The following is a 12,842-nucleotide window of genomic DNA, read 5'->3' on the forward strand; positions in this document are numbered from 1 at the left end:
GTCAGCTCACCGAAAGGCGGTCGACGTTGGGGCCGCCGTTCGACGTGGTGGCGGTGGCTCTGATCTTGTTCACCCCCTGGGCGAGGTCGGCGGTCAGGGTGACGGTCTGCCAGGTGGTCCAGGCGCCGGTGCCGGTGAAGTCGCGGGTGACCGAGGTGCCGTTGACCGCGATGGTCATCGGCCGGTTGGCCGTGGTGCCGTTGGCGAAGCGGAGCTCCAGGGTGACCGGCCCGGCCGTCGCGGCGTTCACCGTCCACTCCACGTAGCTGCCCGTCACGTTGTCGTAGTTCACGAACCCCGTGCCGGTGTAGCCCGCGTGGTTGGACTCCACCACGCCCTGCGAGATCGTCGCGTCCTCCGCCTGGTAGACGGCGGGGCCGCTGCCGGTGGTCTCGGTGACGGCGTTCGACGGTCCTGAGGAGTTGCCCGCCGCGTCATGGGCCTTGACCGTGAACGTGTACGGCGTGCCGGCCGCCAGGCCGGAGACCGTGGCGGTGGTGCCGGTGACCGTTGTGGCCAGGGCGGTGCCGTTGTAGACGTCGTAGCCGGTGACGCCGACGTTGTCGGTGGAGGCGTCCCAGGCCAGCGTGACGCTGGACGAGGTCTTGCCGGTGGTGCGCAGGTTGCCGGGCACGGACGGGCTCTGGGTGTCGGGCGGCCCGGTTGGGACGGTGAGGGTCGCGGTGTTCCACCCGGACACCCGCACGCTCGGCGAGCCGGTCAGGTCGGAGGCCCGGTACGTGGCGGTGAGGGTCTTGGATTCCCCCGGCCAGAGGCTGGTCGCGTTGTCCGACCACTGGATCGGCAGGACGGGCTTGCCCGCCGCGTCCACCACGTCGGCGTCCAGCATGAAGGCGGGGACGGCGCCGGTGCCGGTGTTCTTGATCGTCACGGTGACCGTGCCGGGGGATGGCGCGGAGGCGGTGGCGGTGATCGGGGCCTGGGCCAGGTTGTTGAGGCCCTTCAGGTTGGCGTAGCTGGAGGTCGGTACGTAGTACCAGTCGTTGTTGTCCCAGTCGATCACGTCGTCCGAGGTGGACAGGGCGTAGACGTTGCGGTCGATCTCCTGGCCGTCGCGCAGCAGCGTCAGCCGTACCAGGTAGGTCGTGGAGAGACCGCTGACAGCCGGTACGGTCACCGCGGTGGCCTTGCCCCCGTCGGCGGGGACGCTGACCGTCGCGGTGTTGCTGTATTTGGCGGATCCGTCCATGTTGAACACGTCCGTCTTGACGGTCAGGCCCGAGGCGGCCGAGACGCCGGAGTTGACCACGACGACGGACTTGTTGTCGTACGAGTACTGGACGTGCAGCGGCTTGTTGGCCTCGCGGGCGCCCCAGTAGGAGCCGCCCTGGTCCAGGTAGTAGTCGAAGAGCTGCCAGTGGAGCGAGGACCAGCCGCTGTTGAGCATCCAGTAGATGACGCCGGTGGACGGGTTGCTCGAGTCGGTGAAGTTGCGGCCGTAGGCCTCGAACTGCGCTCGGACCGCCTCGTACTGGGCGAGCTGCGCCTTCTTCATGTAGTCCGTCAGGCCGGACGGCACGCCGTACCTGCCTCTGAGGGCGTTGTGGTAGATGGTCAGGTCGTCGAAGGTGCTCGACGGCGAGCGGTGATACTGCGTCGCGCTCGGGCTCTGCCAGAGCGAGTCGATCTGCGCGGAGGTCATCATCCGCTTGAGCGAGTCGAGCGTCGGGACGTCGGGGCCGGCGCCGGTCTCGGAGTTGAAGCCGAACGCCCCGCCTTCGCGCTTGTTGTACCAGTAGCTCGGCGGCACCCAGTCGTACGGGCCGGGCATCTTCATGCCCGAGTTGCCCAGTTGCGGGCTGGACTTGTCGGAGGCCACGGACACGATCGGGAGCTGCCACTCGGCCGCGGTGAGGGCGTCGAGGTAGTTGGTCTCCTTCTGGGCCGGCGGCGGGTTGTCCGAGCCGATCAGGAACGAGATCACGCTGGGGTGGTTGCGCAGCCGGGTGGCCTCCGCCTGCATGGACGCCTTGGCGATCGGATAGTCGGAGCTGCTGAAGGAGCCTTCCCACTTGTCGCAGCACTCCCAGCCGGGCAGGGTCAGGATGCCGTACTTGTCGGCCAGGTCGTAGAGCTCGTCGGTGTCCAGGTGGCCTTCGACGCGGATCGTGTTGAGGCCGAGGTCCTTGACGTAGCGGATCTTGTCTTCCAGGTAGCCCAGGTTCTTGCGGAGGAAGATGTCGGGAGACCAGCCGCCGCCCCTGATCAGGATCGGCCTGCCGTTGATCTTGTAGTAACGGCGCCCGCCGGCGTTCTTGCCCGACTCCACCTTGCGCACGCCGAAGCGCTGGGTCAGCGTGTCGCTCTCCGCGCCGCCGGCCGTCGCCGTGAGGTTCAGGTCGTAGAGCGGCTGGGCGCCCATGGTGTGCGGCCACCACACCTGCGGGCTGGCCAGCGTCTGGTTGAACGTGATCCGCTTGGTCTGGTTCGCGGCCAGCGCGACGTCCTGCGAGAACTCCAGCGAGCCGATCGTCCCCTTGACGGTGGCGTTCACGGCGCTGCCGGCGCCGTTGCGGACGTCGACCTTGATGGTGAGGTCGGCGCGGTCGAGCGCCGGCACCGCGAGGTTCGTGATCACATGCGCGTCGCGCAGCGAGACGTCGGCGCTGCGCCGGATCAGGACGTCGCGGAAGATGCCCATGTTGTCGTCGCGCGGCAGCTGCACCCAGTCGATCCAGCCGATCGTGAGGTGGTTGTTGGGGTTGTTCGGGTTGATGCGGAAGGCCACCGAGTTGGCGCCCGGGTGCACCAGGGCGGTGACGTCCCGTTCGTTGCGGGTGTAGGCCCCGGCCACCTGGGCGGCGGTGGCGACCTGGGTGCCGTTCACCCACACGTCGGCGCTGGAGATCACACCGCTGACGTCGAGGAAGGTCCGTAATCCGGACTCGTCGCCGAGGGTGAAGTCGGAGCGGTACCACCACGGCACGTCGAAGTCCGCGGTCGGGATCGACTGCATGTTCGTGGAGTAGAAGGGGTCCGGGTAGACGTTGTTCTGCAGCAGGCCGGCGAGCACGGTCGAGCGGGGGCCCACCGGATACCAGCCGGTGGCCGCGTAACCGGGCGTGGAGATCGCGGCACCGGAGTCGGACACCTTCGCCGTGGACTGGATCTTGTATCCCGTCAGGGCGGTCGTCGCCGGTACGGCCTGCGCGGAGGCGGGCAGGGCCACGCCCGCGGCGTTCACCAGCAGTACACAGGCCGATAACAGGATGAGGATGAGCCGAGAGCGCGCCATGGGGTCCCTCTCTAGGCTGGTCTATTCGTTAATAAACCTTCTTAACAAATAAACCGGATCCCGTAAATGGAGAATCCGCGGGAACCCTACGGCGCCTCGGCTACGACCAGAGCCCGGACGACTGGGTGCGGGAAGCGGGGATCCGGCTCGTCAGGGACGTTCCGGCGACCCCCGGCACCCGGGCGGCGGCCTACCGCATGCTGGCCGCCCTGCCCGGGGCCCGCGTGGTCGACGACGTCCGCGACCCGGCGAACCGATCTTCGGCGGCGTACGTCAAGAGGGCATGACATCACGCGTTCTCGCCCTGCTCGCCCTCGTGGCTGGGCTGGTCGTGTTCACCGGCGGCACGGCGTCCGCCTGCCAGTGTGTGCAGCGAACTCCGAAAGATCGGATGGACGGCGCGGCCGCCGTGTTCACCGGCACGGTGACGCGGGTCGCCACGGACCCGGATGAATCCGGCGGAGGGCACGTCATCGCCGTCCTGCGCGCCGACCACGTCTACAAGGGGGAGGCGCGCGAGTGGTTCCGGGTCTCCACCCGCAGCGAAGGGCCCGCCTGCGGGTACGACTTCGCCGCGGGCTCCCGCCACCTGGTGTTCGCCGGCGGACGCGACGCGGCGCTGACCACGTCCAGCTGCTCGGGCAACGCGTCGCTGCCGGCCGGCGACCGGCCGTTGCGGCGTGACGACGACGAAGGGCTCACCCAGGAGCTGATCGCCGCCCTGGGCACCCCCACGCGTGTCCGCCACACCGCCGCCACCGAGCCCGCCGCCACCGAGAGCGCGCCCGCGGAGCCCGCCACCGAGCCCGCGGATGCCGAGACCGTCGCCCAGCCCGCCGCCGACCAGACCGCCGGTCCGAACGGGGGCACCGGCGTGCTGGTGGCCGCCCTGGCGGTGCTGGGCGTCGTGGCGCTGGTGGCGGGAGGCGGTTGGGCGTACCGAAGGCGCTCCTCCACCTGACCGGCGTCCGTCAGGTCAGGGTCGGTACGCCGCCGCACTCGGCCCGTTCGACCGTGACACCGGGCAGGCCCCTGACCCATCGGCCGGTGATCTCGCCGAGCCGCGCGGCCTGCGGGGGAGTGCGGCCCAGTCCGATGGCGTAGCGGGCCGATCGAGGACCGGACTCGAACGGGCGCGGCCAGGCGTGGACGTCCCGCAACCCGGCCTCCTCCAGGGCGGCGAGCAGGTCCAGCATCCGCCCTCTGACGCGGCCGAGCGTCGCGTCAAGCTCCTCAGGGCGGTTCGAGCGCACGGTCAGGACCGCCCAGGCCGCGTGCCGCCGGTGGAGGGGCGGCGGTGCGGGCAGTTCGGCGGAGCGGCCGCTCTCGACGAGCTCCCATGCCTGGTAGAGCTCCTGGGTGAGCAGGTCCAGGCCGCCGGGGGTGACCTGGCGAGCGCAGTTGCGTACGGGGGCGCTGGGCGTCATCACCGCGATCGGGGCCGGCTGGGGCGAGGCGGGGCCGAGGGTTACCGGGTCTCGCCAGTCCCAGGCGGCCCACGTACTGAAGAAGAGGCTCAGCAGGTCGTCGGCAGGCAGGTCGCCGCTCTCCCGTACGGTGTGCGCGGCCATGACCGTCCAGGCCAGGCCGGGCAGCCCGCCGAACGGGGCCGAGTCCAGGCCGCGTGCCCGCGCCCACGCCTTCACCCGCCGGGCGAGCAGGGCGAAACGGGCGTGCTGCCCGCCGACGGCGGCGCGGATCGCGTCCGCGTCGCTGACCGCGCTCAAGGCGATCGCGGCCGCCTCGCCCAGCTCGGCGCGGCGGGCCGGCGCCTGCTCGGGGGGCAGCGATCCGGTGGGGACCACGGTCAGGTCCACCTCCAGCTCGTCGGTACGGAACCGCAGGCCCGGCACCCGCGCGCCGATCACCTGGCGCAGCCGGTCGAGGTCGGGCAGCGTGGCCCGCACCCGGGCCTCGACCTCGGCCATGTCCGGTTCGCCGGGCAGCGCGGCCACCAGGTCCAGGTCCGCGCCGGGGAGTTCGCAGCCCATGCGCCGGGACCCGGCGACGGACACGACACCCGGCCGCAGCGCCTCCGCCAGCCGCCGGGCCACCCGATCGGCCGAGTCGTCGGGCTGCTCCTTGCCGCCGGTCGCGGGCTCGGCGATCCTGCGGATCTCGCCCGTGCCCAGGGCGACCCGCGCTCGGGGGCGCATGGGCTCGTCCGCGCGGCGCGACAGCAGCACCAGCTCTCCCACCTCCGCCGTCATCCCCGCCAGCCGGATCGGGTCGTCCGTACGGCCGAGCGTCAGGTGCGGGGTGAAGCCCTCGGGGCGTCCCTCGCAGCGGGGGAAGCGCCGTTCGAGCGCGCGGCGCAGGCGGGCCCAGGGCGTCGGGTCGCCGGCGGCGGGGTCGAGCCAGGCCGTCGCGTGGTCGCGATGCCGGAACGTACGCACCCCTTCCAGCCTGGCGGTGAACGGCGCGACCTCGGCGGCGGCCGCGGCCACCAGGGACGCCGCCGCCTCGAACTCCGACTCCGGCACGAAGCCGAAGAGCAGGTTGACGTGCGGCGGCCAGCGGTCGATCTGCGGATCGTGCGCCCGGCGGACGGCCTGGATCGGCGGCCACAGCTCCCGCGGCGGTATCCACGCCACCGCCGTCCGCGCCGTCGGCGGCACGTCGAGTACCCCGCCGGGCTCCGCACCCTCGAGGTCCAGGACCGCCTCCACCCCGTAGTGGTCGGAGACGTACAGCCCGTCGGGGGTGGGCGTGTCGCCGCGCAGGGACACCGAGATCACCCTAGGCCGGCCGCGCAGCAGGATCCGGTCCAGGCGCGAGGCCCGGCCGGACAGGGAGGCGAGCGCCGCCAGCGGGTTGGCGTCCGGGTCGAAGGTGGGGGTCTGGTCGGGTCCGCGCGCCTCCGTCCAGGCGTCGCGCAGGCCGAGCGCGGACGCGGGGGTGTCGGTGCCGTCGTTGAAGTCGCCCAGCAGGATCAGGTCGCCGTCCACGCCGGCCAGCCCCTCGGCGATCCTGGCCAGCTCGGCCCGCCGCCTGGCCGCGCCGTCGGCGGAGTGGTCGCTGGTCAGGTGGGTGGCGGCGACGACGAGGACGCCGGTGGCGGTGTCCACGGCGATGGCCGCCACCGACTTGTGCGGGCCGAGCTCGTGCCGGGCCGCCTCCCGTACGGGCAGCCGGCTGAGCAGCAGCAGGCCGCTGTCGTCGACGTCCGGGCCGTACGGGTCGGTGCCGAGGGTGTAGCCGGCGCGTACCCAGGGGGCCGCCAGCAGCATCGACACCAGCTCGGGCTCGACCTCCTGCAGGGCGATGACGTCGGCGTCGGCCGCTTCGAGGGCCGCGAGGAGCAGGCGACGGCGCCGGGCCGTGTCGAGGAGATCGCTGTCGTAGCGGTCCCACAGCGTGTTCCACGTCAGCACGCGCGGAGCCGGATGCCCGGCGCGCCCGCGTCCGATGGCCGGGCGCCATCCGTCCACCGGATCCCAGGCGTGCGGGGTCCTGGCCGTGAAGAACGGCGGCCGCAGGCGGCGCGGGTCGCGTGCCCGGCCGGCCTCGCAGGTGTCGACGCGGTCCAGGCCCGTGGCGCGGTCCCAGACCAGCTCGCCGTCCGCCTCGACGAACAGCACCCGGTGCCAGGGGATGTCGCCTCCCGGGGTGAAGGCGGGCAGCGCGACGCGCTTGGGGGCGGCGTTGCGCTGGCCGACCCCCAGGACGAACCGGGACGGGTCGAACCGCGGGTCCCAGCGGATCCGGTGGTAGATCTCCTCACTGGTACGCATCACGCCTCCAAGATCCCGTCCACGTCGTCGACGGTGCCGCGCGCCCCGACGTACCAGGTGCGGTGGGCCTGCCCGGGATACGGCGGGACGAACCGGCGCGCCTGCGCGGCCAGCACGTGCGCGGGCACCGGATGGGCGCGGCGGGCGTTGCGCCGGTGCAGCTCGTCCTCCTCCACCAGCACGACCGCGTGCGTGGTCAGCGCGTCGCGGCGGCGCGCCACGGCGTGGACGAGGGAACGCTGGTGCTGGTTGAGCGAGGTGGCGTCCCACACCACGGTGCCGCCGGCGGCCAGGGCGGCGTCGAGCCGGTCGAGCCCCTCGCCGAGCACCTCCCGGTTGGCCCGCTGGTCCGCCCGCGAGCCCCGGGCCTGGCGCAGGTCGTCCAGCGACAGGTACGCGTCGGTCCCCGAAAGGCCCGCCGCGAACGTGCTCTTCCCGCTGCCCGACGGCCCGACCAGCTGCACCAGCCTGGGGAACGGCCTGGACCGCCACCGCCAGGTCGCGGCCACGGCCTCCTCGACCGTCGAGATCCGTCCCCTGGCCCAGGAGTCGCGGGCCTCCGCCCAGCACCGGTCGGCCGCCTCCGCGCCGAGTCCGGCCAGGGCCTCGCGCAGCCCGGCGCGGAACGGCTCCAGCGGCTCCGGGCCGAGCAGCCCGGCGTCCTCGGCGTGCAGGGCCGACCATTCGACCTGCTCGCGGGCCTGGTCGCGCTCGTCGTCCGCGCGCCCGGCCGGCACGGCCGCCGCGACGGCGTGCAGCACGCCCAGGTCGGCGGCCAACGCCATGCGCCCCAGCCCGGCCCGCCGCTCCTCGTCCGGGTACGGGCGGTGCAGCGCACCGTGCAGCCCGACCAGGTCCGCGACCCGCCGCGCCGACCGCATGCCCAGCGGCCCCGCCAGCCGCGCCGCCAACGCGGCCCGCGGCACGGCGTGCGCCACCACGGCCAGCACCCCCGCCAGCCGGGCATCTCCACACCGGTCGATCGCATCCAGCCGCGCCACCACCTCGGCCGCCGCCTCGGGGGCCACCGCGTCCGGGGTCGCTCCTTCGGTTCCGGGCAGGTCCACTGCGGCCAGCAGGGCGCTCACGTCGGGGTCCGCGCCCGAGCGCACCGACCACAGCGCCGCCGCCGGGCCCAGAGCGTTCGGCACGACGGTGGCGTGCATCCAGTGCGTGTCCGTCCGCACGTGCCGCGGCCGCACCCACTTGGCCACCCGCCCCGCGAACTCCGCCCGCCCGAACCCCTCGTCGGCCCGCACCACGTAGCCCTCCTGCCGGTCAAGGTCCAGCCGCAACCCCCGCAGCGCCCGCTCGTCGAAGACGCCGCGCCACAGCACCGGCGGCACCGGGATCCCCAGCCCGCGCAGGAAGCCGACCGTGCGGTCCCAGTCCAGGCACCGATCGCCGTCCCAGACCGAGAACCCGTAGAACCAGCTCTCCAGCCCCTGGTACGCGATGGAGTGCCGGGCGTACAGGTTCTCCCCGCACACGCGCCACCCCGCGGGGATCCGCCCGCCGATCCGCCCCTGCAGACCCTTCACCCACGCCCGGGACGGGTGGTGGGCCGAGTCCAGCGACCTGGCGTGCATCCCGTCGGCGTACAGGGTGGTGTTCTCCCCGTCGAGCTTCTCGGTGACGACGACCTCGCGCCCGCGCAGCCCGGACAGGTCGCCCGCGCGCACGTCGTCCGGGGTCGCACCGGGCGACCAGGGCAGGTGAGGGGTACGCGGATAGTGCACGCGCATGATCCCTCCCCCCGCTCGGCCGCAGTCACTGTACAAGCGGCAGGAATCACGCCTCCATCGAATAAACCGTCGTTTCGGAATATGTACGAAACTTTCACCGGCGCATCTCGTTCGCTGACCAGGCCGAATGGCTTCTGTTGGCCTGGTGGCTGACAAGGCTCGTTGACAGCCCTGTAAAGCCATGCCGATACTTTCGACACAAGGCCGATAATTTCGGAACCGTCGCGAGGAGGAAGCACATGCTCATCCGCCGTGCCTGCGCCTTGGTCGTGGCGCTGGTCGTCGCCATCGTGATGCCGCCCGGCATCGCCAACGCGGCCCCCATAACCTCCAACCAGACCGGCACCAACAACGGCTACTTCTATTCGTTCTGGACCGACAGAGCCGGGTCGGTGTCCATGAACCTCGGATCCGGCGGCAATTACAGCACCTCATGGAGCAACACCGGCAATTTCGTCGCCGGTAAGGGCTGGAATCCCGGCGGGCGCAGGACCGTGAACTACTCGGGTAGCTTCAACCCGTCCGGCAACGCCTATCTGGCCCTCTACGGCTGGACGAGAAATCCGCTCGTGGAGTATTACGTCGTCGACAACTGGGGCACCTACCGGCCCACGGGCACGTACAAGGGCACCGTGACCAGCGACGGCGGCACGTACGACATCTACCAGACGACGCGGTACAACGCCCCCTCCATCGAAGGCACGAGAACCTTCAACCAATATTGGAGCGTCCGGCAGTCCAAGAAGACAGGCGGCACCATCACCGCCGGCAACCATTTCGACGCATGGGCCCGCTACGGCATGAACCTGGGCGGCCACGATTACATGATCCTCGCGACAGAGGGATATCAGAGCAGCGGAAACTCCAACATCACGGTGGACGGCTCTTCTTCAGGAGGAGGCGGCAACCCCGGCGGCGGCTGCACCGCGTCGTTGTCCGCGGGGCAGCAGTGGAGCGACCGGTACAACCTCAACGTCGCCGTCAGCGGCTCCAGCAACTGGACCGTGACGATGAACGTGCCGTCCCCGGCGAAGATCATCGCTACCTGGAACATCACCGCCAGTTACCCCAGCGCCCAGGTGCTGACCGCCAGGCCCAACGGCAACGGCGACAACTGGGGCGTGACGATCCAGCACAACGGCAACCAGACCTGGCCGACGGTCTCCTGCGGCGCGGGCTGACCGTTGGCGACAGGCCGGAAAGATCTTTCCGGCCTGTCCCTCTCGACCATGAATGCCCGCTGGGTCACAATCGGCGCTGGTGCCACAAGCACGCTACAGAGCCACTACAGGCGAGGAGCGGGTCATGGTCGACGCGACCTTTGCAATCTTGGGCCCGGTACGGGTGAGCTGGGCCGATGGCAGGCAGGTGCATCTCAGCGGCAAGCCGCGCGCCGTCCTCGCCAGCCTGCTGCTCAACGTCAACACGCTGGTGTCCCGGGAGCGGCTGGTGGAGGCCCTGTGGGAAAACCCCCCTCCCTCCGCCATCCCCAACCTGCAGACCTACATCGGCCAGCTCCGCAGGAGCCTGTCGCTCGACACGCGGCTGCTCACCAGGGAAACGGGCTACACCTTCGAGGCGCAGGCCGAGGAGGTGGACCTCCTCCAGTTCGAACAGGCGATCCGGCTGGCGCGGAAAGAGTCCGAGGCGGGCGACATCCGCGCCGCCGTCGCCCAGTTCGAGAGGGCTCTGGGGATGTGGCGGGGCAAACCCGCCGAAGGCACCAAACTCTCCGGTCACATGCTCGCCCGCGTGACCGAGCTGGAAGAGCGGCTGGCCATGGTCAGGCTGGACTGGGCCGAGGCGAAGCTCGCCCTCGGCCGGCCCGCGGAGGTGATCGAGGACCTCCGCGCGTTCGTCGCCGAGCAGCCGCTGCGCGAGCGCGCGTGGCGGCTGCTCATGCTCGCGCACTCGCGAGCGGGACAACGGGACAAGGCGCTGGAGGCCTTCCAGCACGCCCGCTCGGTGCTCACCGACGAGCTGGGCCTGGAGCCCGGCGAGGAGCTCCAGCAACTGCAGGCCGCCATCCTGGCCGGCACCACGCCGGTGAGCGAGCCCGCACCGTGGACGCCGGTCTGCCGGCTCCCCTCGGACGTCAAGCATTTCAGCGGCAGGGAAGCCGAGCTGTTCGAGCTGGACGGGCTCCTCCCGCTCCCGGACGAGGCCCCGCCGCGTACCGCCACGACCTGCGTGATCGCCGGCACCGGCGGGGTCGGGAAGACCGCGCTCGCCACCCACTGGGCCCACACGGCACGCGACCGCTTTCCCGACGGCCAGCTCTACGTGGACCTGCGGGGATTCAGCCCCGGCGCGACGCCCATGCCACCGTCGGAGGCGGTGCGGATCCTGCTGGGGTTCCTCCACGTGCCCCACCACCGGATGCCCTCCACCTTCGGCGAGCAGATCGGGCTCTACCGGAGCCTGCTGGCCGGCCGGCGGGTGCTCGTCCTCCTGGACAACGCCCGCGAACCGGACCAGGTGCGCCCATTACTACCCCCGTCTCCGGAGGCCCTCACCCTGGTGACCGGCCGGACCGCGCTCACCGGCCTGATCGCGGCCGAGGGCGCCCACTTACTGCGGCTCGCGCCGCTCTCCGACGCGCAGGCCGGCCAGCTGCTGAGGCGCCGCCTGGGCCAGGACCGCATGGCGGCCGAACGCGAGGCGGTGGACGGCATCATCAAGACCTGCGCGGGGCTGCCGCTGGCCCTCGGGATCGTCGCCGCGCGGGCCATCATCAACGCCGGCCTTCCGCTCACCGCGCTGGCGGACGAGCTCCAGGCGGAGCCCACCCGGTTGGACGCCCTGCAGACCGACGAGCTGAGCACCGACCTGCGGGAGATCTTCGGCTCCTCCTATCGCGTGCTGGCCCCCGAGGCGGCCGGGACCTTCGCCCATCTGGGCCTCGTGACGGGCCCGGACACGAGCCTGCTCGCCGTCGCCGGCCTCATCGGCCGCCCGGTGGCGCACACGCGTATGCTGCTGCGCACCCTGGAAACCGCCCATCTGCTGGACCAGCACGTTCCCGGCCGGTATCGGATGCACGACCTCGTCCGCCTCTACGCCATCGACCGCGCCCGCCTCGACCTGAGCGCGGAGGCCCGTGCCGCCGCCGTGCGCCGTCTCGTGGACTTCTACCTGCACACGTCGTACGCCGCCGACCGCCTGCTCTCCCCGCGCCGGCGCAGCGCCATCCGGATGGAGCCGCCCGCTCCCGGCTGCCTGACGGACGCCCTGGCGGACGTGGCGGCGGCCCAGGCCTGGTTCAAGGCCGAGCACGCCTGCGTGCTCGCCGCCCAGCGGCTGGCCGCCGAGCACGGTCTTCATGGCGCCGTATGGCAGCTGGCCTGGACGCTCGACACCTTCCACCTGGGCCACAACCTGCTCCAGAACTGTGTCTCGGCCTGGCGCCTGGCGTCCGGCGCCGTCGAACACGTGGCCGATGTGACCGCCCATGCCATGGTCCACCAGCTGCTCGGCCGCGCCTGCACCCGGGCGGGGCTGCACGCGGAGTCGCTGTCCCATTTCGCCGAAGCCCTCGCCCTGTACGAGCAGTCGGGAGACATCGCCGGCCAGGCCCATGTCCGCCATACGCTCGGGCTGGCGTGGGGCCACCGGGAGGAGCCCGCGCAGGCGCTGGTCCATCTGGAGCACGCCCTGCGGCTGTACAGGGACATCGACGACGCCATGGGGGAGGCCAACGCGCTCAACTCCCTGGGGTGGGGCACCGCGATGCTCGGCGACTTCGCCAGGGCCCGGGAGTACTGCGAGCAGGCGCTGGCCCTGCTCCGCAGCCATGGCGACCGCAACGGCGAGGCGGCGACCCTCGACAGTCTCGGCTACATCGCCCACCACACCGGCCGTCACGCCCGGGCCCTGGACTTCTACCGCGAGGCCCTGACGCTGCGGCGGGAGACCGGCAACGCCAGCCAGGAGGCCGACACGCTCTTCCACCTCGGCGACACCCACCACGCCCTCGGCCAGGACGGCGAAGCCGCCCGGGCCTGGGGCCAGGCCCTCGCCATCTACCAGGACCAGCACCGCACCGAGAAGGCGAAGCACGTGCGGGAGAGGCTCGACGCCTTGGGAGCGAGATCCTCCTAGAGGGCC

7 protein-coding genes are annotated in these 12,842 nt (G+C 71.9%); 4 read left to right on the forward strand and 3 right to left on the reverse strand.

What is annotated here, in order from left to right; translation table 11 throughout:
* Window position 1 precedes the first annotated feature (1 nt).
* Window positions 2–3,256 (reverse strand): fibronectin type III domain-containing protein, encoded by a 3,255-nt coding sequence (locus tag AB0L65_RS31160; RefSeq protein WP_364252274.1) that lies wholly within the window; start codon window positions 3,254–3,256, stop codon window positions 2–4.
* Between the two features lie 125 nt (window positions 3,257–3,381).
* On the opposite strand from AB0L65_RS31160, the gene AB0L65_RS31165 reads away from it, so the two are divergent.
* Window positions 3,382–3,543 carry a hypothetical protein gene (locus AB0L65_RS31165; RefSeq protein ID WP_364252277.1) on the forward strand — a complete coding sequence of 54 codons (162 nt, stop codon included), beginning with the start codon at window positions 3,382–3,384 and terminating at the stop codon, window positions 3,541–3,543.
* Complete coding sequence (locus AB0L65_RS31170; RefSeq protein WP_364252280.1) at window positions 3,540–4,217, forward strand: hypothetical protein; 678 nt, start codon at window positions 3,540–3,542, stop codon at window positions 4,215–4,217. Before AB0L65_RS31165 ends, AB0L65_RS31170 begins: the two co-directional genes overlap by 4 nt.
* Before the next feature lie 10 nt (window positions 4,218–4,227).
* Here the strand turns inward: AB0L65_RS31170 and AB0L65_RS31175 are convergent, their stop codons facing one another.
* Window positions 4,228–6,990 (reverse strand): poly(A) polymerase, encoded by a 2,763-nt coding sequence (locus AB0L65_RS31175; RefSeq protein WP_364252283.1) that lies wholly within the window; start codon window positions 6,988–6,990, stop codon window positions 4,228–4,230.
* Window positions 6,990–8,735: an RNA ligase family protein gene (locus AB0L65_RS31180; RefSeq protein ID WP_364252286.1), complete on the reverse strand. Its 1,746-nt coding sequence runs from the start codon at window positions 8,733–8,735 to the stop codon at window positions 6,990–6,992. Before AB0L65_RS31180 ends, AB0L65_RS31175 begins: the two co-directional genes overlap by 1 nt.
* Window positions 8,736–8,974: 239 nt before the next feature.
* Between AB0L65_RS31180 and AB0L65_RS31185 the strand changes: the two genes are divergently transcribed.
* Complete coding sequence (locus AB0L65_RS31185; RefSeq protein ID WP_364252289.1) at window positions 8,975–9,916, forward strand: glycoside hydrolase family 11 protein; 942 nt, start codon at window positions 8,975–8,977, stop codon at window positions 9,914–9,916.
* A gap of 124 nt (window positions 9,917–10,040) precedes the next feature.
* Complete coding sequence (locus tag AB0L65_RS31190) at window positions 10,041–12,836, forward strand: BTAD domain-containing putative transcriptional regulator (protein WP_364252292.1); 2,796 nt, start codon at window positions 10,041–10,043, stop codon at window positions 12,834–12,836.
* The last annotated feature ends 6 nt before the right edge of the window (window positions 12,837–12,842 follow it).

This window comes from Nonomuraea sp. NPDC052116 (genome assembly GCF_040680035.1).
GTDB lineage: Bacteria > Actinomycetota > Actinomycetes > Streptosporangiales > Streptosporangiaceae > Nonomuraea > Nonomuraea angiospora_A.